This window comes from Fictibacillus nanhaiensis (genome assembly GCF_036213205.1).
GTDB classification, from domain to species: domain Bacteria; phylum Bacillota; class Bacilli; order Bacillales; family Fictibacillaceae; genus Fictibacillus; species Fictibacillus nanhaiensis_E.
The window spans coordinates 540,990-563,928 of record NZ_JARMFC010000006.1 but is presented as its reverse complement, the minus strand read 5'-3'; the positions used below and the strand labels follow the sequence as shown (position 1 = coordinate 563,928).

Sequence of the window (22,939 nt, the reverse complement as noted above, 5' to 3'; positions counted from 1 at the left end):
AGCATTTTCCGCCACGAGTGGACACTTTGTCATCAACTCACTCACAAATAAGAAAAAGTCCCCCTACAAAGGAGAACTTTCGCTTTCTGCTTCACATTCTTTTATATAACGGTTCCATGGATGCTCTCTGCACTCTGTGCTGCAGGAACGTTTGTGTTCATGCTCACATTCTTCACACATCAACAGATGCGCGTTGCATTCTGGGTTCCCGCATTTTACATAGCGTTCTTCAGGATTACCGCAATGATAACATTTGCCGACGACAACCTCTTCACCTGTTCGGTTAACAGGTACGGAGATCCGCTCATCGAACACATAACATTTTCCGTCCCATAGCTTTCCTTTGGCTTCTTCATCATATCCGTAGGAGATGATTCCGCCTTCGAGCTGTGAAACGTCCTTGAAGCCTTCTTTTACCAGGAAACCTGAGAACTTCTCACAACGAATACCGCCTGTGCAGTACGTTAGAACTTTTTTATCCTTGAACTGACTGAAGTTCTCTCGTACCCATTGCGGCAGCTCGCGGAATGTTTCCACGTCCGGTCTGATCGCATTCTTGAAATGACCAAGATCGTACTCGTACGTGTTACGTGCATCTAGGATCACGACATCTTCTGACTCCATCGCTTCTAGCCATTCTTTTGGAGAAAGGTGCTTACCAGTAAGTTCGTTCGGATTCACATCATCTTCCAAGCTTAAGTGAACAAGCTCTGGACGTACACGAACCTTCATCTTTTTGAAAGCATGTTCGTTCGATTTCTCTATTTTAAAAACGGTATCCGCAAAACGAGGATCATCCTTCATCATCTGCATGTATGACTCTGTCTGCTCCACCGTTCCTGATACAGTTCCGTTAATCCCTTCGTGCGCTACAAGAATTCTGCCTTTGAGTCCGATCTCCTTACAAAGAGCTAGATGTTCTTCCTTAAACGCTTCTGGGTCTTTGATCGTTACGTATTTATAATACAATAATATTTGAAATTCCATGTTTACCACCTACTTATGCATCTTAAAAAACTACCTTACCTATAATAACAAATTATGAGAAAAAGAAAAATACAGGACGCATCCTGTATTTTAGATTTTATTTAATGTGCAGTTTCTTAAGATATCCGCTGCCTCATGTGCTTCTTCATCTTCCGCCAGTTCAAGGGCTGTTTTTCCGTCCTCTTTGGCAAGGTAGGGATCTGCTCCTTTTTCAACAAAGTAAGCGATCATCTCAGGGTCGTTATGCTGAGCGGCTTGATGTAGAATCGTCCAGCCTCCGCTTTGCTTTTCGTTAATGTCGGCTCCGTGTGATAATAGGAGACTGATCATCTCTTGGCGATTCTTCATATTCGCTGCAGCTGCATGAAGTGGCGTGTTCGCCATGTTGTTTCCTGACTTCACTTGAACATCAGCTCCTTGTTCGAGCAACAGCCTCACAATTTCAATATGTCCAAAATGTGCGGCTAGATGAAGAGGTGACCACCCTTCACTCAATGTGTTTATGTTTGTTTCTTCGTTTTTCAAAAGTTCCTCAACCACTGTTAAATTCCCATCCATTGCTGCTTGGTGCAGATTCATAGTATCCACCCTTTCTGATCGTTGTTGTAAGACTACTTCGACTTCCCGACACGAAAACCCTTTTGTATACATTTATTTACAAAATTTTTCTCTCATTCCCAGTTGTTTCGCGGTCTAAATTATGTGAACATTTAAATAGTGAAAGTCGTTGGGGGAACTGGATATTTGGGGGATATTATGCGTTTAAAAATATTATCTTTATCACTGGCTGCTTTTCTCGTAATGACAACTGCGGCACATGCTTCTACACCATATACGGTTCAGCAACATGACACACTGTGGAAGATCTCACAGCATAAAAATGTAAGCGTATCAAATGTAATTGGAATGAATCGATTGACTAGCCATAACATCTATCCTGGTCAAACGTTATACATTCCGTCATCTTCAAATTTACACAAAGTATTAAATGGAGAAACACTTAACAAAATCGCTTCGGCGTCAAATGTTAGTTTATGGGCAATTCAACAGGCAAACCCACAGATCAAAGAGATCAACTGGGTATATCCTGGACAAGTGATTGAGCTACCTGCTTCTGTTGCTAAACAACAGCCAGCACCTAAAGCTACAGCTCCAACACAACCTTCTGTCGGTTCAACTGCTACACAAGTTTCACAGCTTGTGAATGCAGAGCGTCAAAAAGCCGGCCTTGCCCCATTAACACTTGATGCTGAACTTAGCAATGTTGCTTTGGCAAAAGCCAAAGACATGATTCAGAATAACTATTTCGATCATAACTCACCGACTTACGGTTCTCCGTTTGACATGATGCGCAGCTTTGGAATCGATTACACAGCTGCAGGTGAGAACATTGCTAAAGGGCAAACTTCTCCACAAGCTGTTATGACAGATTGGATGAATAGCCCTGGCCATCGCCAAAACATTTTAAGCTCTAACTATGACTCCATCGGGGTAGGTTATTTTGAGGGAGCTTGGGTACAACTTTTTAAAAAATAAGGATCTTCCGCACGACTTTCCACACAAAAACATGCAGCCTCTTCTGGCCGCATGTTTTTTATATTAGAATGAATCTGTTCTCATGCGTTATTTCTTGGACAACTTGATGTATGTCTTTGGGAGTTAGTAAACTTGTATGAAGAAGATACTTTGAATCTAAGCCAGAGTTTATGAACTCACGAAAAAGAGCCAAACATCTTTCGCCCATTCGTTCCTCTTCATCCCGCAGAGCATCTCTTTTTACCAACGTCTTTTCATCAGCCCAAAGGACAACGTACTTAATAACTACATCGGATTTCCTTAACTGATCTGTGAACCACTCAGCATCCTTTGGAAAGGTTATGTAGTCGATCACAACGTCACAGCCATAATCAATGAAGTTCTTCGTAAGCTGGAGGATGTTATTCCAGATCAAATTATGTTCTTGTTCACTTTCCCAAGGCTTCTCTCTTCCGTTAATGTGCATATGACTAATATCATCGCCTGATAGATAAGCGCTGTTTCTCATACTTTTTACAAGCTCGATCGCAGTTGTTGACTTCCCGACTCCTGCTGGTCCTGACAGGAGATAAACAGTCCTTGCATCTTCATGTGTCACAGATGTTCCTCCACACTTAAAACTTTAATTCTAATTCTTCTAATAGTGCTCTTGCGCCATTCGGACTTAGTACGAACTTCCCTCCAGCATAAGTAGCATTCTGATCAGTCACTTCTCCTGTAACTACGCACGAGTTATTCGGTATGTATTTCTTTAAAATAATGCGGTCATTCTCAACAAAAATCTCGATGCCATCTTTAATGTCTAGATCCATCATTCGTCGCAATTCGATCGGAATCACGATTCTTCCTAACTCATCTACTTTTCTCACAATCCCCGTACTTTTCATTTGTTCTACCTTCCCTTTCCTGCCAACTGGATGATTAGAATCTGCGTATTATCACACTTGGTAAATTATGTTTTTTACCACTGGATTAATCATCTCAAAAACTTCTAGAAATAGGAAGGGGATTTGAGTTGGGTTAATTTATTGAGTAAATAGGACTAATTTTAAAGGACGAAAAGCGAAAACATGATACTCCGTTTTTATCATGAGGCGAAAAACCTATAACTTTTTCCCCAAAAAGCTTGCAGGCAAATTTGCTGCAAGCTTTAAGTACGGTTTTCTAACAACATGTTTACTATAACTATTTTTGAAAGCCTGAAAGTCCGTCCAACGCTTTTTCAATATTAGACTCAAAATCAATCGCATCTAGCATTGCAATTCCTTCTATTATGATGAATGTTAAAGGTGCCAACTTCTCTTTTTCTTCTTCATCCGCTTGAATGAGTTCGGAACAGTAATTGATGAAACTATCTCCAATCTGTTTAGCAATTGAAAAGTAAGGCTCTTCATTTTTTGAAGCTCGTGCAATTAACTCAAGCCAAAGCTGAATGTAAGGTTTCACAACTGGATCTTTAATCAGTTGATAAAGATGTGGAACTAATTGATTAAATGGAATAGCAACCGTTCTTGCCTGTTCAAGAATGGTAATCAGGTTATCAGAAATCTGTGTCAAAACTTCTGTCATCAGCTCTTCTTTGTCTTGATAATAATGAAGCAGCATTCTGTCACTAGTGCCTACCGCCTTCGCTAAATTTCTTAAGCTTACTGACTGAAGGCCGTTAGTAAGAATGTGTATGGACATTTTTTCTTGTAACTCTTGTTTTCGTAATTCGCCTTTTTTCATCATTTTTTCCTCGTTGCATTTTTTATGTAGTATATGCTACATTTTTATTATGTAGCAAGTGCTACATTTTCTTATATGGGGAGGAATTCAGATGAATAGTAAGTTAGAAGAAGCACACGTAGTAGAAACAGCTCGTTTTTTTAGTAAAAAACAAACAGGAATTTTAATCGCATTTGGACTTGTATTTTGGTTTAGTGGAGCAATGGCTGTCCAATTTGGATACTCCGTCGGCTTATTCAGTAAAATGGGCAGTCTCATTTCCTTTGTACTTGCTTTACCGATATCTTGGCTTTCTGTTCTGCTTATCGTAAAAGGTGCAGATCTTAAGCCCATTCAAATTGTTCCAGGTATCGGTTTTGGTCTTGCAACAGCCACATTTTTTGATGGAATTGTTTTAACTTGGGGAACTTGGGTTTATGGTACGAATTCAGACCAGATCAGTTATGGTGCGGCATGGATCTTATGGGGAGCTTTTACGTTTTTGGCATTCGCATTTATTGAAGCTTATCGAAAAGGTATAAAGTTGACTTAAGGCCAAAAAAAATACCAAGTACACTTCATGTCGGTGTATTTGGTGTTACTTTACTCTTAAAACCTGACCAGGATAAATGCTGTAGTTATTATCAAGATTGTTCCAGGTTTTGATCTGTTGTATGGTGCTTCCATATTGTTGACTTAGAGCATAGACCGTATCTCCACTCACAACTGTGTGATAAGTTGCCTTCTTAGGAAGGTTGAAGCTTTTCACAATGCCATTCACATGTCCACGCGCAATACTTTCAATAAATGAAGCTGTTTTTAACTTATTCGCATCATTCACGTTATCAATAAAGCCGTTCTCAGTTAAAAGAGCGGGCATGTTCGATTCACGAAGCACATGAAAGTTTGCTGTCTTTTGACCACGATCACTAAAATTCACGACTTTCAAAATCTCGACATGCACATTATCTTGATAAGTTGTTGTTGGTGCTGAAGAGCCTGGATAGATGTAATCCTCGTACCCAGTTCCACCACCTGCATTCGTATGAACGGATAAAAAGAAGTCTGCTCCCCATGCGTTTGCAGCATCTGTTCGTTCTGTTAAAGACTTCGTTACATCAGTCGTTCTACTCATTAAGACTGAAACATTGTTATATTCCGCAAGTAAAATATCTCTGATTCGAACTCCTATTTTTAAAGTAAGCGCCTTTTCTGTTAGGTTATTAGCAACCCCTCCTGGATCAGTACCACCATGACCAGGATCTATAAAAATTTTCACCATTTTCATCACCCCTGTTATCTATCATATGTTGGAATCTATGAAAAGGTTTGTACAAAAAGTAGTTTTATAGAGTAGAAATTATAAATAATTTAATGAGTTTGTCCAATCCCCTCAAAGATGTTCATCATAAACTATGAAAATAGAGAGTATTTCATTCTCTAGAATGTATTTAAAGATAATGGGGTGTCTTTTATGCGAAGTTTCTTAAGTTTATTAAACGGTTTGTTGGCTGATAAAAAAGTGCGTAAGAGTAAAAAGAACAAGAAAAGAATTGGCTAACAACCAATTGCCTAACTTCATTTGAAGTTAGGCTTATAGTACATAATCTATTAACTTAGCAACACCTAGAGTTATTTATCTCAGGTAGAGGATATTCAAGGCTCTTAAATGGCTGATTATTAAAAATTAATTATTAACAAAAGGATTTGTAACCTTCCAACCACTTCCTTCAAATAACTTCTTTAACATCCAAAGGTGATCACTGCCAATTAATAACATTACACATTCATCTTCTTGGTTTGTTAAAATATCAACTAAATTCTTGCAAATTCTAAGTTCTCTTTCAATCCATTTATTAAATTACCTGTACAATTTATTGCATATACCTGCTCATGTTGTAATTAATGTGCTAACCTAAATCCTATCTGCTGTATTTCGCATAAGGAGTAGTTACCATTTGAATGCTTATATTTTTTATTTACCAGTCATTCTGTGTCTTTTTCCACTCCAGTGCTACTATAGATGGATTAAATTTCGCTAAATATCCAACCAATTCTTTTATTTCGTTTATTTTATTTTTTACTAATTCTTCGTGTTGTTCAAAATGATACGTACCTACTAGAATGATTTCTTTCATATAAATAACCTCATTCTTAGATTACTTTACTGTGATTCTGTATAAACGCAGATAAAGTTCTTGAATATAAATCCGGTTGATCTCTATGTACCAAGTGCCCAGCATAAGGGATTACAGCTATTTGCGTGTTAGCATGTAATTTCTTATACGTAACCGCTGCTTCAACTTCAAGTTCTTCCCTTTCTCCTACCATACACAAGATGGGAGCTGTCACATCTGAAAGTTCACCCGTTTCGTGAAAAGGATAAAAATCATCTGAGTTAAATGAAGTAAGCAATGCTTTCCAATCATTGTTTCCATGCATTTGATTAAGTGCTTCTACAATCTCTGGATTATCGAATAGATTTTTATGATGTTCTGCTTCTTGTCTACTAAGTTCTTCCCAATTGTCAGGTTGTTTTGGGAATATCCCAGAAAATGTTAATGTCTTAACTCTCGACGGATATCTTTTGGCAAACATTAATGCGGCAACTCCACCAATAGACACACCCGCAATATGGCACTCTTCAATGTTTAATGAGTCGAGTGTGTCCTTTAAATCAGTCACACATTGATTAAAGTAATCTTCTAGAGATCCTTTAGATTTCCCATGACCTCTCAAGTCAGGTCTAATCACTTTAAAATGATTTTCTGCAAAGTAATCCTTTTGTTCCTCATACTCTGTTAAACCCGTCATACCTCCTGAATGAATGAATACAATAGGTTCTCCATCTCCTGCTGTGTATGTATGTAAAATCATTTACCGCAGCTCCAGTCGTTAAGTATTTGTCACTCTACTAATTTACCATATTTTTCAATATTTAGTATGTATGTCATAGTAATTAGTAAATTAAAAATGGAAGCCGAGTCTTTTATTTTTCTTAATAATATAATTGGGAGAAATGGTTATTCATCTACAGCTAGGTTTAGCTGTCTTTTCATATCCCATCATAATAGTATTTTAGGATTCGTCTACTTATTCAGTCATCTTGCAAATGTTCTTCAATGTAACGAATGGGCTTCTTTGTAACTTCACTATACATCCTGCTGCTCACCTTTAATAATATTTGCTAATCTGTTGTATATATTTTCTTATTGTCAACCTACATGCAAATTAAATGAATAAAAAATGACCAGATAATTTCAGGTCATTAAAAGTTGATAAAGCAAACTGAATCATGTACGACATAGCTAGCATTCCCTCTCATTCTTATGTATACCTTATTTTACCATGCAAGGTCGTTCATTTCTTAATACTATTTAACGTCTTTAATTCTTACAGAAATTAATCAATGAAACACACCAAATTTCTCACCACTAACATACATTATATGGTAATTTAATACATATATCATAAACTGAGGTGTAGCCACTTATGAAAAAGTACATGGGTTTATTTGCAATAATCATTTTTATCGTGGGTTTGATTCCTACATGGCTTGGAAAGTACATTGGATTCTTTGCAGCTTCTTATGCATGGTTTGCGCTATGTGGCTATATTGTAGGGTGGATCTTAACACTTTTTTCTGGTAAAGGGAAATGGAAAATGGCTAGTATTTTGACACTAACCTTATCTGGATTAATCGTAATAATCACATTGTTTTTCTTGATCGTAAGCTGGGACAAACCGTAATCAAACGACCCGACTAGATTACTAGTCTGGTCGTTTTAATTATCCAATTTTCTCCGCTAACTCTAGAATAATCCCCTCTGGACCTCTAACATAGCAAAGTTTATAGCTATTTTCATATTGCTCGATCTCACTAAAGGTCTCCATGCCCTTCTTTTTCAAAATAGCAACGATGGCCTCAAGATCCTCAACAGCAAAGCAGATATGCCGAATGCCTAACGTATTTGGAGATGCTAGTTGAAGATCTGAATCATCGGATGGCGTATAATATTTAACGAGCTCTATCCAAGTGTTCCCTTCTGGCATCCCTAGTCCTACGCAACCTGTTCTAACATTCTTTAGTCCAACAATCCTGTCTAATTGATCTCCTTGCAGCTCCCATTCCGCTTTCACTTCAAGTCCTATATCAAGAAAAAATGCTTTCGCTTCTGAAAGATTGTTTACGTTTATACTCACATGATCAATTCTATTAATCTTCATATTTCAACAGCTCCTAAATAACATTAAATAACTCTTTGATTGATGTAGCCTGTTTTCTTTAGTAGTATTCGTTGGTTTTTCTCTTAATCCTTTTCATAAATAACTAAAAGAGACAAGCCAATCATGGCTTTGTCTCTTTTCTTAGCAATTTTTTATCCCAACTGACGTTTAAACTTTTTACTAGCAAAGAAGTATGCAATCACCATAATTCCGATACACCAAGCAAGTGCAATCCAGATATCATTTCCAACTGGTCCCTCATACAAGAGAGCACGAATTGCGTTCACAATGGATGTTACTGGTTGATTTTCAGCAAAAATACGCACGATCTTAGGCATTGTTTCGGTTGGAACAAAAGCTGAACTGATAAAGGGTAGGAATACGAGCGGGTACGAATAAGCTGTTGCTCCTTCCATTGAACTTGCTGTTAAACCCGGAATAACAGCGAGCCATGTAAGCGCGAGTGTAAATAATCCGAGTATCCCCGCTACATAAAGCCAATCTAGAAATCCTGCGTTAGAACGAAAACCCATGAGCAAGGCGACAAGGATTACAATTAAGATCGTTAAAGCATTAGAAACAAGTGAGGTTAAAACATGTGCCCACAAAACTGACGAACGTTTGATTGGCATGGTTACAAAACGAGCCATTAACCCGCTCTTCACATCTGTAAATAGCCGAACAGATGTATAAGCCACTCCAGATGCGATCGCCATAAGCAAGATGCCTGGTAATAAATAATTAACATAGTTCTCTGTTCCTGTCTCAATCGCACCACCAAAGACATAGACAAACAATAACATCATCATAATCGGCGTAATAGCCACCGTAATAATCGTATCTGGACTACGCATGATATTACGCATTAACCGTCCTAATAACGTTCCTGTTACACTTTTCATTTAAACTCTCTCCTTTTTTCCGATGATGTTGAGGAAAATATCCTCGAGTGTTGGCTGCTTCTCAACGTACTCCACTTTAGCTTTCGGGAACATCTCTTTTAGTTCTGAAAGGGTGCCGCTCTTGATGATTTTACCTTCATGTAATATCGCGATACGGTCCGCGAGCTGTTCAGCTTCTTCCAAGTATTGAGTCGTCAGCAATATGGTTGTGCCACTAATAGCAAGTTCCTTAATCGTATCCCAAACCTCAATACGGGCCTCAGGATCAAGTCCAGTCGTTGATTCGTCTAGAAAAATAACATCAGGTGTCCCAATCAGACTCATGGCAATATCAAGCCTCCGTTTCATACCACCAGAATATTGATCACTGCGTTTGTTCGCAGCTTCTGTTAAGCTGAATCTTTCAAGTAATTGATCTGCGACTCTAGCTGGACTCGCAACACCTCTTAACTTTGCAATCATCGTCAAATTTTCACGCCCATTAAGCATTCCGTCTAGTGCTGCGAACTGCCCTGTTAAACTGATGCTCTGGCGAACTCCATCGGGTTGACGATTAACATCAAACCCGCAGATTCGTGCTTCCCCATCATCCGCTTTCATCAATGTGGAGAGAATGTTGACGATCGTTGTCTTTCCCGCTCCATTTGAACCTAACAACGCAAAGATCTCTCCCTTCTTCACGTCAAAATCTACTCCTTTTAAAACTTCCTTATCTTTAAAAGATTTTTTCAAGCGTTTTATAGAAATCGCTGTTTGATTCATGTTTTTCCTCCTAATGAATAATAATTTTACTATTTAGTATCACCGATAATAAGTATTACTTAGTACTGAGCAAAAAAATAACTGAATAGTTCCCAGTACATTCTATTCAGCCATAATTATTACTCTTTTCCTAATTCCTTCTTAATACTTTGATTCAGATCTTCGCGATATTTAGCAAAATAGGTTTTGGCGTTTGCTACGAGTTCATCTGCGAAAGATGCCACGTCTTCCCCTGTAATGTCTAGCACTGGTCTCCCTTCAGCTGCTCCTGCTTCAAACAAATCAATCAATTCATACTGGATGTGAAGCATATCCATCCCGTTTCCAGATGAAAAGTTCCACATGTACGTTTGAATCTTTTTAAATACAAACTGATAATCTTCCGGAAGTGCTTCAACTCGAGCCATCATCATTTTGTATTCTTTCTTATCACCGATCATTTTTTTAATCCATTCCAACATTTTGTTTTCCTCCTTTTTTGTCCCTACCATTCATAAGACCACCAAAACACTTTATGAGTTTATTGTGATTTCAATACATTAATTTTAGAAGATACGAAATCCCATTTTCGCCAAAATGATTGTAATTCTTCTCTTCCGGCTTCATTAAGTGTGTAAAACTTTCGAGGTGGTCCCATATCTGACGGCTTCTTGACGATGTCTACTAATTTCTTCTTTTCCAATCGGACGAGAATTGTGTATACTGTACCCTCAACCACTTCTGTAAACCCTAGATCGTTTAAGCGGCGTGTAATTTCGTAGCCATAGGTTTCATGACGACTGATAATTTCCAGCACGCAGCCTTCAAGTGAACCTTTTAGCATTTCTGTTAAATTTTCGATGTCAAAAGCCTCCTTTATTTCATCTGACTTATAATAAGTATGACTTAGTACCGTAGTAAAAAATTTCAAAATCTCTATTACTATTCAGTATTACTTATTACCTCTACATTGTATGACTGAGTACCAGAAATGTCAACTGTTTTCCAAAAATAAATTCTTACTTGTTAAAAAAGACTCGTCAATGACGAGCCTTCGAGTTATGTTAAACTTCATTTTTTCACAAACTGATTGTTGGCAAACTCAAACCCTATTGTAAAATCATCCTTTAAAACGAGCATCGCACTAAATTTTTTCTTTTCTTTCGCTTTCGGCTTAAAACCTTTAATAAGACTTGTTTTCCCTTTTGTACACAGATCCTTCACCTGTTTTTCTGTAATCGTCTTACTAAGTAATTTCCCTGGAAAAGTTTGTTTACAACCATTAGCATGTTCTGAGCATCGGAAATACGATCGACTTACGCTGATTTTTCCTTTTTTACACCTCGGACAAGTAGCAATCGGTTTCTGACTTACATTCTTCACTCCATCAATACTCTGTTGGATAGGTGCAGCGTTCAATTGCGCAGGTACTTCTTCAATCAGTTTATTGAGAAACTTTGCGATGCTTCCCAAAAAAGCTTGCGGTGTTCCATCTCCGTTTCCAATCTTCTTTAAATAGGTTTCCCATTTAGCAGTCATGGATGGACTGGAAAGCAGATTGCCTTCTATAGACTGACAAAGAATCTTCCCTTTTTCTGTTATGTGAACAACGTTCTTTTTTACTTCAATATATTGGTGCTTTTTTATCGTTTCAATGATCCCGCTTCGTGTCGCTTCCGTACCTAGACCTTCTACTTCTTTTAAAATTTCCATTTCTTCTTCATTCTCGACCGACTTACCACACGTTTTCATCATCGAAATAAGTTGACCTTCTGTATAAGGTTTCGGAGAGGTCGTCATCCCTTCTTTCATTTTGACGATACTCTTCACTTCCTCCCCTTTTTCAAGTTTAGGGAGAGCTTGTGCTGTGTTCTCATCTTTCTTAGCATTTGTGTTTTCTTTGTCCTTTGATCCGTAGTTAAAAAGTTCTTTCCATCCTTTGCTAATCTCTGTTTTTCCTACAGATTCAAAGTCTAAATCATTCACGCTCGTTGTAACTTTCGTCTCTTCGTACACATAATCGTGATGAAACATAGCAAGCGTCGTATTCAACACTTCAAAATAAATGTTTCTCTCTTCGATTGATAACCCTTGAATTTTTACAGAGGTTGGAACATTTTTTGTTGGAATGATCGCATAGTGCTCTTGAACCTTTGATCCGTCTACATATCTTTTACTAGGTCGTTTAGAAGCAGCAGCAAAACGATTCTCTATGAGACCTTGATAAGACTCAAGGTTAGCTGATAGATAATTAAACTCATTCTCTGTAATGTATTGAGTGTCGGTTCTTGGATAGGTTAGAATCTTCTTATCGTACAACTTCTGAACCGTATCCAACACCTTTTTCGGGCTGTATTTCCATCTTCTGTTCGCTGTTGCTTGCAACGTCGAGAGCGCATGTAACTTAGGTGATTTGATTCGCATTTCCTTTTTTGAAACGGCCTTAATGATACCCATATCTTTGCCAGAAATGTTGTGCTTGTCTAGCAGCTGTTGGACCTCTTCTTGTTTTTCACTTTTTATTTTCGCTTTGCCTTTATACTTTCCGTTTGCTGCCGTAAAGTTCCCTTCTATCTCATAAAAAGGTTTAGCCACGAAATTCTCGATCTCGAGGTGCCTTTGGTAGATCAAATACGTTGTTGGCGACTGCACCCTACCAATGCTCAAGCTATCCGTAAGTCCCTTTTGCTGTAACAGTAACGTATAGAGGCGACTTCCGTTCATGCCAACGAGCCAATCAGAGATTTGGCGTGTTTTGGCTTCGGCATAAAGCAAAAGATCTTTCTCGTTGTTATTTAGATTAGAGAATCCTTTACGTACCTCATCCACTTCAAGAGAGTTAATCCACAGTCGTTTAATGGTCTTGTCTCTCACACCTGTCATATGGTAAATCGAATAAAAGATATTCGAACCTTCACGATCCACATCACATCCGTTAATGATGATGTCCGCTTCTTTAAATAACCGTTTTACCGCATTAAACTGTTCATACTTCCCAGTTGCGACCTTAAATTCATAACGGTCAGGCAAGATCGGTAAAGAAGACAAGCGCCACGTTCCCCACTCAGATTTATATTCTTTAGGTTGTTTCAGTTCAACTAAATGCCCAATACCCCATGTAATGGTCGCGCCATTTGGAAAGATGCTGCATGGGTTTAATTCAATAAACGATTTATCTTTCTTTTTTATTGAAAAGGCGTCTGAATAAGCCTTAGCTTGGGATGGCTTTTCTGCCAAAATAACGATTTTACTCATAGTACTTCACCTTTTTACTGAAATTTTTTACTTAAAGAAAAAGAAAATAAGGGAAGCGTTACACCACCCTTACTCTAGTTTCATATTTTGCGAGCTATCTATGTACGTATTTATTCGTTTGATCCATTGATGTCCATTTGGGTATTGAATCAATAATGAATTTCTTAACCATTCTCTACTTACTTCATCCAATGCTGGCAAGACATTCTCTAAATCCAAATTATCTTTTTCCCTAACCAATGAACTTCCACCCTTATATAAAAGCTGAATTTCAGGTCTTAAATAAGGAACTTCAGCAGAAGATGTCAAACCAATATCAGATCGTTTCCTTCTTATTGTACCATTTCGTTTGTAAATCCAATAATCATCCTCACAATCTATGATCATTACTTGAAAAGCCCATGTGGACTCTCCTTTTTTCTTAAACCATAGATTATCAAATGGATAATCTAGCTTTTCGTTCATGTTCCAAGGTATTAATTTTCCTTTGAACGCTTTGTACCCTTCCCAGTCAGCGGACAAAAAATTCTGTAGAAGCAGGTGTTGAGATCTTAAAATAACAACATCAATATCATCATGCTTTCGTGTTATTTCATCTAAATATAAATCTAATGCCCATCCACCAGCAATCCACCATCGTACAGGTGTTCCGCTAAATATTTCTTGAATTTCGGTAACCGAGAGTGGTTCCCAGATTTCTTTAATTTCGCTCATTTTCACCTCAAGATTTCTTATATAATGTTATATTAAAATGTATTTAGAGCTCATTCTTACACGTTTTCAACCTTGCTAGTTGCAAAAATTCCTGCTAACAATGTAATCAATCCAATGATAAAGAAAGCAGGTAACAATATCATCATCATTCCCACCGCGGCAAAACCGTCACCAACTGCTATACCAATTGGAACAGAAATCAAGAATGTTAAAAACGGGTTAAAACCCACCATAATAAAAGAGCCCCAAACGATAAGTTTTCTTTTTGTTGTTTTTCCTTTAGTAAAACCTATTGCCATAAATGTTAATACCACTAATATACCTATAGCAACGACAAATGCAATTATAATTACTCACCTCTTCATATATGTCGTGTATATTCTATGTGGATGTGTTGAAACTGTTAAGCTTTTAACATCTAAATTAAAACTATTAAACAAACAATGCCATCAAAATTAAATCTTGATATCGACCTTCCATTTTCACAGCTTTCGCTTTTCGTCCTTCTTCCACGAAATTCATGGATTTATATAATTGTATTGCTCCATGGTTGTCTTCCATGACTTCAAGACAAATCTTTTCGATCGTTTCGTTATTCCAAGCCCAAGAAATCAGGGAATCTACCAATGCTCTTCCAACGCCATGATTTCGATATTGGGGTAACACGGTCATCGCAAAAGAGCCTTGGTGCGCTATTTTTTCTTTGTTTCCGTTTCTAAAATCAATTACACCGACAAGCTCATTTTCATATTCAGCAAGAAGTTTAAGATAATTTGGGTTGGCAGAATAATAATCTAACTCGCGTTTGATATCCTTTAAACTTAAATTTTCAAGATCTTCCAAAGTACTTAACATGTATGGAGCATCCACTAATGCTTTTGGTGCAGCATTTAACATCACTTCCGCATCGAGTACGGAAGCTTCCCTTACTGTTACGGTTTTCCCACTTTTGGTTTTATAAACGTTTCCTCCAATTGATAACATACTAACGCTCCCTTTCCCATGACATGCTTGATTTAATTTTCTACCACAATTTCCCCTTCATCACTAGGTATTTCAAAACCTTTAAGATAAGAAGTTAATCGTTCCTCTGAAATCGGGAAAGAATTTGCATCAAAGCGCTGGTTACGTATTTTTAACCGCTTCCGTAACTCATCAGGATGGACTTTTAAATAGATTAGCTTCCATTTACCGCCACAATTCTCAATCAGCTTTTTATATTCGTTCCTTCTTAATCGATCCCAAAAGCTGAAGTCAATGACTACTTGTTGTTTATCATAAATTAGTTTTATTAGACGCTGTCGCAATTTACTTTCTGCTTCTTTTCTGTATTCCTCGAACTTATCCATCGGAAAGTCAACGCCCCATCGACCATTAGTAGACCATATTTCTTCATCGATCGAAAGACGCACAAAACCCTTCTTCTCTAATTGTTGTGAAAAGGTGGTTTTCCCAGAACCTGCCACACCACACATCATTATAATTAATGGACTAGCTATATCTAGCTCATCCTTCATCATATCACTAAGTATTTCATCAAACATTTGTTCATCTCCTTCCACCAATTTACATAGTTGTTACATTTCTTATATTCATTCATAACTTTTAACATGTATTTCTTGCGCTATAATTTCAAATTTTTCATTTATGTAAAAAAAGGTTCGCTTTTACTCTTAAAAGCGAACCTTTTTTATATACAAATCGATGTCTATATGAACAAGTAAATTCGAGCAATGTTCATCTCTTCTATATAGTACAATACACTGCTTGAATGAAACCTATTCAGTTTTAGACAGGTTATATATAATTGTTTGAGACCTGCAAAATGTATTAACGATTTCATCTGTAACATCAGAAACTCGCTTATATTCATAGTTTGGTAATTGATCTTTGTCTATTAGGAGTGAACGAATTCCCTCATAGAAATCATTGTGTCTTAAAAAATTTTTAGCTAAAAAAAGGTCTGTTGCGAAGCATTCCTTCATTGTTTTTTGTTTTCCTTCGAGCAATTGTTGTAAGGTCACTTTCAATGAAAAAGGAGACTTGGAAAGAAGAATTTCTTTTGTATTCCGACAGAAATCATTTTCCTGACTTTCTAATGAATCAAGAATTTCCTCAATTGTTTTAAAACAAAAATGTTCATCAATCTCTTTTTGCAATAATGCAAGCCTGCTCTCTTCGGAAGGTTGTGCTTCATATTTATTGATTAAATAATTCAGCTTCTCCTCAACCTCCCCATCGGTCCAATCCATATTTTCTACCTTTTCAAGAAAGTTACACATTGTCTCACTGTTCATATAGATGTCTGCACCCTTCATATACAAAACATCTGGAGCCTTTATAACTGAGGCAGTTAAAGCGAGATAACGGCCAATATATCCTGGAGCTTTATTTAAAAAATAAGCGCCGCCTACATCTGGAAAAAATCCTATATTCATCTCTGGCATGGACCATTTCGTACGTTCCGTAACGATCCGGTGGCTTGCTCCATATGTAAGTCCAACTCCTCCACCCATTACAATTCCGTCTAAGCATGCAATGATTGGTTTCGGATAAAGGTAGATCTCCATATCGACTTCGTATTCATCTTCAAAGAATCTTTCTGCTTCCTGCATAGCAGTTCTAGATGAACGTGCTTCATAGAGTGTTTTAATATCACCACCCGCACAAAGTCCTTTGGTCCCTGCACCCTTCAATATAACAACAGATACTTTATCATCCGCTTTCCATTTCTTTAATTTTTCTCCGATAGTCAGAACCATCTTATGAGAGAGTGAATTTAGAGCTTTCGGCCGGTTCAGTATAATTGTTGCTACACCATTTGAGTTGACGGAAAACAAAACTTCTTCAGACATTTCATCTACTCCTTTATGAATGTTTAAAGTCAGGTTTACGTTTCTCTACGAATGCATGGATTCCTTCTTTCGCATCATCTGTAAGGAACAGCTCGGCAAATCTTTTCCGTTCTCTTTCCAACCCTTGTTCCATACTCTCGTTGCTCCCCTGTATAATACAATCCACAGCCCGCATTACACTAGTCATACTTTTTCCTTCAACAAATGACGTTGCTACAGCAGTTGCTGTTTCTATTAGTTCCTCTTTCTTTACTACGAGCTGTGCAATTTTAAGCTCTACTGCTTCATCTGCCGAAAGAGTTCGGCTCGTAAGTATGAGGTCCAATGCTGTGGCAGTATCTGTTATCTTGCGAAGTCGTTGTGTACCTCCAAATGTGGGAATCAGTCCAAGTTTCAACTCTGGAAGACCAACTGTCGCCTGATCCGATATGATTCTAAAATGGCAGCTTATCGCCAGTTCAAGTCCTCCTCCAAGTGCCGGTCCATTTATCGCAGCAATGACAGGTTTTTTTAGAGCTTCAATTTCATCACATAGCGCTTGACCCCCTTCAGCAAGAGCCAACCCCTGTTTCTGATCACCAAGTTTTGAAACGAATTCTTTTATGTCTGCTCCAGCCACAAAGAAGCGGCCCGCACCTGTAATGACAATAGCCCTTGTTTCATCATCACGCTCCAGTTGCTGAAAAAGCGTTCTTAATTCTTGAATACAAGAAGTAGAAAGTGTATTTGCAGGTGGATTATTCAATGTAATTGTCGTAATATAATTTTCATTTTTAAGTGTAGCGTATTGATAGTTCAAGATTTTCCCTCCTGATGAAAATGGTAGTTAAATAGAAAAGCCCCCTCTAATTATCCTTTTTTCTACCATTAGAGAGGGCAATTAAATTGATTGCTAATTTTAAAACCAGCGTTCCGTTACTACTTTTTTACGTGTGTAAAATTGCACACCATCTTTACCATTGGTTCCTAGGTCTCCGTAAAACGAAGCCTTATTTCCGGCAAATGAAAAGAACGCCATTGGAGCTGGCACGTTTACGTTTACCCCAATCATGCCGGCGTCAATATTTTCACGGAACTGTTGGACGCTTTTGCCGCTCGACGTATAGATAACTGCACCGTTCGCAAATTTAGACTGGTTGGCTAGTTCAATTCCTTCATCAAGGTCTTTTACACGAACGACACTTAATACAGGTGCAAAGATTTCGTCCTGCCATATTTTCATATCCGGTTTCACGTGATCGAAAATCGTAGCACCCACATAGTATCCTTCCTCTTTACTTGGGTCGCGACCATCCACAGTTAATGTTGCTCCTTCTTTTACACCGCTGTCAATATAATCAAGGACACGGTTTTTGTGAACTTCACGAATCAATGGGCCAACGAAGTGATCTTCCGATGTACCTTCTCCTGTTTTTAGCTTGCGTGTTTCAGAAACGAGCAATTCCATAAATTCATCCGCGACCTTATCAGCGACTGCTACAACTGAACATGCCATACAACGTTCTCCGCTGCTGCCAAACGCCGCTCCAATAATTCCTTGAACCGTTTTTTTAAGATGGCAATCTGCAAGAACAACAGCATGATTTTTTGCTCCTGCCAATGCTTGGACCCGCTTCCCGTTAGCCGTTCCGGTTTGATACACATATTTAGCGACCGGCTCTGAGCCAACGAAGGAAATGGCTTTGATGTCATCGTTCTCCAATAAGCCATTCACAACATCTTTAGCTCCATGTACGAGGTTCAAGACACCTTTCGGAAATCCTGAGTCATAGAATAGCTCTACTAGCTTTTCTGCAAGTATAGGAGTGCGTTCTGAAGCTTTTAATACGAACGTATTTCCGCATGCAATGGCAAGTGGGAACATCCACAAAGGCACCATCATCGGAAAGTTAAATGGTGTGATACCAGCAACCACTCCTAAGGGATAGCGCCAGATTGATCCATCTATTCCTTCAGCAATGCCTGGCAAAGCTTCGCCCATCATCAAAGTGGGTGCCGCTGTTGCAAGCTCAACCACTTCGATACCACGCTGTACTTCTCCTCGCGCATCCTTTAACGTTTTGCCGTTTTCCGTTGTAATAATTTCAGCCAGCTGTTCTTTATGTTCTTGAAGGAGGTGCAGGTATTTGTATAACAGTCTTGCACGGTTTGGTACAGGTACTGCTCCCCAAGTCTTATAAGCGTTATGAGCAGCCAATACGGCGTTATCTACATCAGCTTTCGTAGAAAGAGGGACATAGGCAATCACTTTTCCGTTTGCTGGATTCACTACTTCTTCCACTTCGGTTCCTGTGGAATCAACCCATTCTCCATTAATGTTATTCTGCAACTTTTTTATATTGGTAATAATCATCTACTTTCTCACCTCTCCTTATAAAATGGTTGTCTTCTGGCCACTTATTTTTTTGTATAAAACAGACATATCATTTTCTGCATAGCCGTTCTTTTCAGCATCTTCATACAAGTCGAAGAGAATTTTACTTACCGGAAGATCTACGTTGTTCTTTTCAGCTAAATCTATTGCAAAGCCAAGATCTTTTCGCAACAACTTTAAAGAAAAGCCAGGTTCATAGTTGTCATTGGCTATGAAACTCTTATAGTTCCGCTCATAGATACGGCTCTGACCATAACTGACGTTCAGCATCTCAAACAACCGGTCAAGATCGAGATTACTATTCTTAGCAAGGTGTAAAGCTTCACTAACGCCTGCTGTATAAAATCCAATCAGGAGGTTGTTGATTAATTTTGTATTCGTACCGCTGTCGACCCTTTCGTTCACGTGAAAAATATTCTCGCCCATCGCTTTGAAAACGGGCATCGCCTTATCGAAAACGGACTTTGAACCTCCTACCATAAAAGTAAGTGTCCGGTTTATCGCCCCTATCACACCACCGCTGACGGGTGCAGCTAGAAAATAAATACCTTTTTTCTGGGCTTCCTCTTCAATGCGCAAATTTAGTTCTGGCGAGACCGTACTCGTATCAATCAGGAGGATGCCAGCTTCAGCCAGGTGAACAAGCCCCTCTTTTCCTAAAAAAACCTCTTCTACTGCGTTTGATGAAGGAAGGCTAGTAAGAATAACATCACATAGGTCAATCATCTTTTCAACGGATATGCCTATCGTGCCCCCCGCTTGATGAAAGGACATCTCAGCTTCTTTGTTCAGATCCATTCCATACACAGTAAAGTTTGACATAAGTAGATTTTTCGACATAGGAAGACCCATATTGCCCAAACCGATAAACCCGATCTTTTTCACAGAACTTCACTCCGTTCACACGATATATTTTTCCTGATCAGCCATTTTTTCAGCAATTTCACGTTTTTGAGTAAACAAGTTTCTGTAGAGTGGGACAGGAAGATTGCGTACCTCATTCAATACGAGTATTTTTTCATCTTCTGTTTCTATACCCGATAAGAGGGAGACCGCCAATTCTTCAACTCTGCGGTAGCCTTCTTCACAAATCACGTTTATCATCATCACTTTTAGCTTCTCTTTTTCTTTGCTATTTTTCTGTATGGCTTTCCCCGTTCTTAAATATGAGGATTCCATGACATAAATTTCTTTCTTCATGTCAGCTAGCAATCTCGAATATTCTTGCTCCTGCTGGATGTTAATACGAGAGAATGCCAATGCTTTTAAAGATCTGTAAAGAAGCCCGTATGAGAGCTGTATGAATTGAAGGTTACGATTCCCTTGATTATTAAGTATCGTTTCATAACCTGTGTTTGTGATTTGATCCACGTTTTTCATCAATAGTTTGGCGATTGTCAGTCGATTGATCTCGTTTGTTCCTTCGAAAATTCGGCTGATTCGTGCATCCCGATATAATCGTTCCACTTCATATTCCTGCATGTATCCATAGCCGCCATGAATCTGTACGGCTTCATCGACAATCCTATCGAGTACTTCAGAGCAGATTACTTTATTAACCGCACATTCAGACGCATGATTTGCTAGTTTACGAAGTTTTTCGTCTATAGACTCAGCAGAGTCAAAAACATGGTCCAAGCTATCTGCCGTCCTGTAGGCTGCACTTTCAGCTCCATAAATCGAGACTGCCATATCTGCAATCTTTTCTTGGATCATTGAATAATTGATAATTGGCCGATTAAACTGTTTACGCTGTTTGGCGTAGGTTACGGCAAGCTTTAATGCTTGCTTTGATGTTCCGATGTTCGAGAACGCGAGCTTTAATCTGGCCATATTTAATATGTTCAATGCCACGTAATGACCTTTTCCGACTTTTCCTAGAACATTTTCTATGGGGATACTGACTTCATCAAGTACCAAGGTTGCTGTGGATGACCCTTTAATTCCCATCTTTTTTTCTTCGGGTCCGACAGAAACGCCTTTAAACGACCGCTCTACGATAAATGCGGTCATCCCTTCATAGGTTTTCGCAAATACAACATATACATCAGCCACTTGCGCGTTAGTAATCCATTGTTTTTCACCATTTAAAATCCATGCCGTTCCATGTTCATTTAAAACAGCTAATGTTTTGGCGTTTAATGCATCAGATCCTGCGTTAGGCTCTGTTAGAGCATACGCTCCGATCCATTCTCCGGATGCAAGCTTCGGCAAGTATTTTTGTTTTTGTTGTTCAGTTCCATAATAAATATAAGGTAATGTCCCTACACCTGCATGAATATTAAAAGAGACACTGAACGATCCCCCAGCTCCCATCTTCTCGGCTACAATCCCTGAAATTTTCTTACTAAGAGACAAACCGCCATATTCTTCTGGAACTTCTATGCTGAGTAAGCCAAGCTCGCCCGCTTCTCTAAATAGTTTTCTTACGCTCTCGTGATCGTGCTGATCTATTGATTCAAGCAGGGAAGTCACTTCGTTTTTAACAAATAACTCTGTAGTTTTTGCAATAAGCTGATCTTCCTCACTAAAATCTTCTGGAGTAAATCCTTCAGCAGCGGATTCCAGATGAGAAAAGAAAGATTCATTCCATCGTAACTCTGCTTCGCCCATTACTTTCCTCCTCACTTCCACTAAAAAAATCAGCTTAAAAAAAGGCGATGATTTTAGCTCACCTCTTTGTTCTGGGTACTAATCATCGCCTTCTTAGCTCATGGAAAGTTCTTACGATTTATGCTCTTCTGTAAGGACCGTTTTTGCCATTTCATTATCCAATTTTTCAAAGTCATAATAGGATATCGTGTCATACAGCTCACTTCTTGTTTGCATATCCTTGAGGGCTTCTTTTTGTGTACCTTCCTTTTTAATCAGCTGAAACGCTCGTTCGAATGCTTTGGCAGCCACTCGTAACGATGTTACTGGGTAGATGACCATTTGAAAGCCCATATCCTGGAATTCTTCCGCTGTATAGTAAGGTGTCTTGCCAAACTCGGTCATGTTGGCAAGAAGAGGTACTTGAATTCGGTTTCGGAACACCCGAAATTCTTCTTCTGATTCAAGTGCTTCAGGGAAAATTGCGTCAGCTCCTGCCTTTACATACTCAGATGCTCTTTGGATCGCACCTTCTAATCCTTCACTGTTGCGAGCATCCGTCCTCGCAACTACAATCAATGACGGAGCAACTTCTTTGATCACTCTTATCTTTTGTACCATTTCTTCGATCGATACTAGCTGTTTTCCATTGAGATGACCGCACTTTTTAGGAAGCTGCTGATCTTCCAATTGAACAGCTGCAACACATGCTTCCATCATTTCTCTAGCTGTTCGAGCTACATTCAAGTATCCACCGTACCCGGTATCTATATCTACTAACACTGGTAGATTCGTAGCTCGCACAAGATCTCTCGCACGGTCTGCCACCTCTGTTGAAGTGATGATACCGAGATCGGGAAGCCCTTTGCTAGCTGTATAGGCTGCACCGGATAAATAAAGAGCTGAAAAGCCTGCTTGCTTAGCAACCAATGCAGCCATGGCATCATGTGTACCTGGAATCTGCAATATCGATTCATTGGATATCAGCTTCTGAAATTGAACAGCAAGTTCTTTTTGTGATAACGGTTGATCTACAATCCATGCCATCT

28 protein-coding genes are annotated in these 22,939 nt (G+C 38.7%); 3 read left to right on the top strand and 25 right to left on the bottom strand.

Translation table 11 applies throughout. The features are described 5' to 3' along the window. Positions 1–63: 63 nt before the first annotated feature. Together P4V41_RS09960 and P4V41_RS09955 are read right to left on the bottom strand one after the other, a co-directional pair. Positions 64–987: a rhodanese-related sulfurtransferase gene (locus P4V41_RS09960; protein ID WP_328084673.1), complete on the bottom strand. Its 924-nt coding sequence runs from the start codon at positions 985–987 to the stop codon at positions 64–66. A gap of 90 nt (positions 988–1,077) precedes the next feature. Then, positions 1,078–1,566 (bottom strand): ankyrin repeat domain-containing protein, encoded by a 489-nt coding sequence (locus tag P4V41_RS09955; RefSeq protein WP_328084672.1) that lies wholly within the window; start codon positions 1,564–1,566, stop codon positions 1,078–1,080. A gap of 177 nt (positions 1,567–1,743) precedes the next feature. Between P4V41_RS09955 and P4V41_RS09950 the strand changes: the two genes are divergently transcribed. After that, positions 1,744–2,523, top strand: coding sequence for a LysM peptidoglycan-binding domain-containing protein (locus P4V41_RS09950; protein ID WP_328084671.1), 780 nt, complete (start codon positions 1,744–1,746; stop codon positions 2,521–2,523). A 58-nt stretch (positions 2,524–2,581) separates the two neighbouring features. On the opposite strand, the gene P4V41_RS09945 is transcribed toward P4V41_RS09950, so the two are convergent. The 3 genes from P4V41_RS09945 to P4V41_RS09935 all read right to left on the bottom strand — a co-directional run bounded on the left by P4V41_RS09945 (position 2,582) and on the right by P4V41_RS09935 (position 4,251). Then, the gene (locus P4V41_RS09945; RefSeq protein ID WP_328084670.1) at positions 2,582–3,121 is read right to left on the bottom strand and encodes an AAA family ATPase; all 540 of its coding nucleotides are present in this window, start codon (positions 3,119–3,121) and stop codon (positions 2,582–2,584) included. A gap of 16 nt (positions 3,122–3,137) precedes the next feature. After that, the gene (locus P4V41_RS09940; RefSeq protein ID WP_328084669.1) at positions 3,138–3,410 is read right to left on the bottom strand and encodes an AbrB/MazE/SpoVT family DNA-binding domain-containing protein; all 273 of its coding nucleotides are present in this window, start codon (positions 3,408–3,410) and stop codon (positions 3,138–3,140) included. A gap of 298 nt (positions 3,411–3,708) precedes the next feature. Then, a complete protein-coding gene (locus P4V41_RS09935; RefSeq protein ID WP_328084668.1) occupies positions 3,709–4,251 on the bottom strand; it encodes a TetR/AcrR family transcriptional regulator in 543 nt (180 codons plus the stop codon). Between the two features lie 91 nt (positions 4,252–4,342). On the opposite strand from P4V41_RS09935, the gene P4V41_RS09930 reads away from it, so the two are divergent. Further along, positions 4,343–4,783, top strand: coding sequence for a hypothetical protein (locus P4V41_RS09930; RefSeq protein ID WP_328084667.1), 441 nt, complete (start codon positions 4,343–4,345; stop codon positions 4,781–4,783). A 45-nt stretch (positions 4,784–4,828) separates the two neighbouring features. On the opposite strand, the gene P4V41_RS09925 is transcribed toward P4V41_RS09930, so the two are convergent. From P4V41_RS09925 to P4V41_RS09915, 4 genes are all read right to left on the bottom strand, one after another. Next, positions 4,829–5,512, bottom strand: a complete 684-nt coding sequence (locus P4V41_RS09925; protein ID WP_328084666.1) for an N-acetylmuramoyl-L-alanine amidase — start codon at positions 5,510–5,512, stop codon at positions 4,829–4,831. A 405-nt stretch (positions 5,513–5,917) separates the two neighbouring features. Further along, entirely contained in the window at positions 5,918–6,079 is a 162-nt protein-coding gene (locus P4V41_RS21660; protein WP_419181301.1) for a DUF5694 domain-containing protein, read from the bottom strand. 130 nt (positions 6,080–6,209) lie between these two features. Continuing rightward, positions 6,210–6,368: a hypothetical protein gene (locus tag P4V41_RS09920; protein WP_328084665.1), complete on the bottom strand. Its 159-nt coding sequence runs from the start codon at positions 6,366–6,368 to the stop codon at positions 6,210–6,212. A gap of 16 nt (positions 6,369–6,384) precedes the next feature. After that, entirely contained in the window at positions 6,385–7,107 is a 723-nt protein-coding gene (locus tag P4V41_RS09915) for an alpha/beta hydrolase (protein WP_328084664.1), read from the bottom strand. Between the two features lie 615 nt (positions 7,108–7,722). Here P4V41_RS09915 and P4V41_RS09910 point away from each other — a divergent pair. Next, complete coding sequence (locus tag P4V41_RS09910) at positions 7,723–7,980, top strand: hypothetical protein (RefSeq protein ID WP_328084663.1); 258 nt, start codon at positions 7,723–7,725, stop codon at positions 7,978–7,980. Between the two features lie 39 nt (positions 7,981–8,019). On the opposite strand, the gene P4V41_RS09905 is transcribed toward P4V41_RS09910, so the two are convergent. The 16 genes from P4V41_RS09905 to prpB all read right to left on the bottom strand — a co-directional run bounded on the left by P4V41_RS09905 (position 8,020) and on the right by prpB (position 22,937). Further along, the gene (locus tag P4V41_RS09905) at positions 8,020–8,457 is read right to left on the bottom strand and encodes a VOC family protein (protein ID WP_328084662.1); all 438 of its coding nucleotides are present in this window, start codon (positions 8,455–8,457) and stop codon (positions 8,020–8,022) included. 152 nt (positions 8,458–8,609) lie between these two features. Further along, positions 8,610–9,359 carry an ABC transporter permease gene (locus P4V41_RS09900; RefSeq protein ID WP_328084661.1) on the bottom strand — a complete coding sequence of 250 codons (750 nt, stop codon included), beginning with the start codon at positions 9,357–9,359 and terminating at the stop codon, positions 8,610–8,612. Then, the gene (locus tag P4V41_RS09895) at positions 9,360–10,121 is read right to left on the bottom strand and encodes an ABC transporter ATP-binding protein (protein WP_328084660.1); all 762 of its coding nucleotides are present in this window, start codon (positions 10,119–10,121) and stop codon (positions 9,360–9,362) included. Positions 10,122–10,240: 119 nt separating this feature from the next. After that, the gene (locus P4V41_RS09890) at positions 10,241–10,582 is read right to left on the bottom strand and encodes a DUF1048 domain-containing protein (protein WP_328084659.1); all 342 of its coding nucleotides are present in this window, start codon (positions 10,580–10,582) and stop codon (positions 10,241–10,243) included. Positions 10,583–10,641: 59 nt separating this feature from the next. Next, the gene (locus P4V41_RS09885; RefSeq protein WP_328084757.1) at positions 10,642–10,962 is read right to left on the bottom strand and encodes a PadR family transcriptional regulator; all 321 of its coding nucleotides are present in this window, start codon (positions 10,960–10,962) and stop codon (positions 10,642–10,644) included. A 209-nt stretch (positions 10,963–11,171) separates the two neighbouring features. Next, positions 11,172–13,355: a DNA topoisomerase III gene (gene topB, locus P4V41_RS09880; RefSeq protein ID WP_328084658.1), complete on the bottom strand. Its 2,184-nt coding sequence runs from the start codon at positions 13,353–13,355 to the stop codon at positions 11,172–11,174. Positions 13,356–13,424: 69 nt separating this feature from the next. Further along, positions 13,425–14,069, bottom strand: coding sequence for a nucleotidyltransferase domain-containing protein (locus tag P4V41_RS09875; RefSeq protein ID WP_328084657.1), 645 nt, complete (start codon positions 14,067–14,069; stop codon positions 13,425–13,427). Between the two features lie 56 nt (positions 14,070–14,125). Continuing rightward, positions 14,126–14,302, bottom strand: a complete 177-nt coding sequence (locus tag P4V41_RS09870; protein WP_328084656.1) for a hypothetical protein — start codon at positions 14,300–14,302, stop codon at positions 14,126–14,128. A 199-nt stretch (positions 14,303–14,501) separates the two neighbouring features. After that, positions 14,502–14,966, bottom strand: a complete 465-nt coding sequence (locus P4V41_RS09865; protein WP_328084756.1) for a GNAT family N-acetyltransferase — start codon at positions 14,964–14,966, stop codon at positions 14,502–14,504. A 119-nt stretch (positions 14,967–15,085) separates the two neighbouring features. Further along, positions 15,086–15,613 (bottom strand): AAA family ATPase, encoded by a 528-nt coding sequence (locus tag P4V41_RS09860; RefSeq protein ID WP_328084655.1) that lies wholly within the window; start codon positions 15,611–15,613, stop codon positions 15,086–15,088. 234 nt (positions 15,614–15,847) lie between these two features. Further along, positions 15,848–16,924 (bottom strand): enoyl-CoA hydratase/isomerase family protein, encoded by a 1,077-nt coding sequence (locus P4V41_RS09855; protein WP_328084654.1) that lies wholly within the window; start codon positions 16,922–16,924, stop codon positions 15,848–15,850. A 13-nt stretch (positions 16,925–16,937) separates the two neighbouring features. Continuing rightward, entirely contained in the window at positions 16,938–17,723 is a 786-nt protein-coding gene (locus P4V41_RS09850) for an enoyl-CoA hydratase-related protein (protein WP_328084653.1), read from the bottom strand. A gap of 99 nt (positions 17,724–17,822) precedes the next feature. Further along, positions 17,823–19,277 (bottom strand): CoA-acylating methylmalonate-semialdehyde dehydrogenase, encoded by a 1,455-nt coding sequence (locus tag P4V41_RS09845; RefSeq protein ID WP_328084652.1) that lies wholly within the window; start codon positions 19,275–19,277, stop codon positions 17,823–17,825. 18 nt (positions 19,278–19,295) lie between these two features. After that, positions 19,296–20,183, bottom strand: a complete 888-nt coding sequence (locus P4V41_RS09840; RefSeq protein WP_328084651.1) for an NAD(P)-dependent oxidoreductase — start codon at positions 20,181–20,183, stop codon at positions 19,296–19,298. 15 nt (positions 20,184–20,198) lie between these two features. Continuing rightward, complete coding sequence (locus tag P4V41_RS09835; RefSeq protein ID WP_328084650.1) at positions 20,199–21,911, bottom strand: acyl-CoA dehydrogenase family protein; 1,713 nt, start codon at positions 21,909–21,911, stop codon at positions 20,199–20,201. 111 nt (positions 21,912–22,022) lie between these two features. Further along, positions 22,023–22,937 (bottom strand): methylisocitrate lyase, encoded by a 915-nt coding sequence (gene prpB / locus P4V41_RS09830; RefSeq protein WP_328084649.1) that lies wholly within the window; start codon positions 22,935–22,937, stop codon positions 22,023–22,025. Positions 22,938–22,939 lie beyond the last annotated feature (2 nt).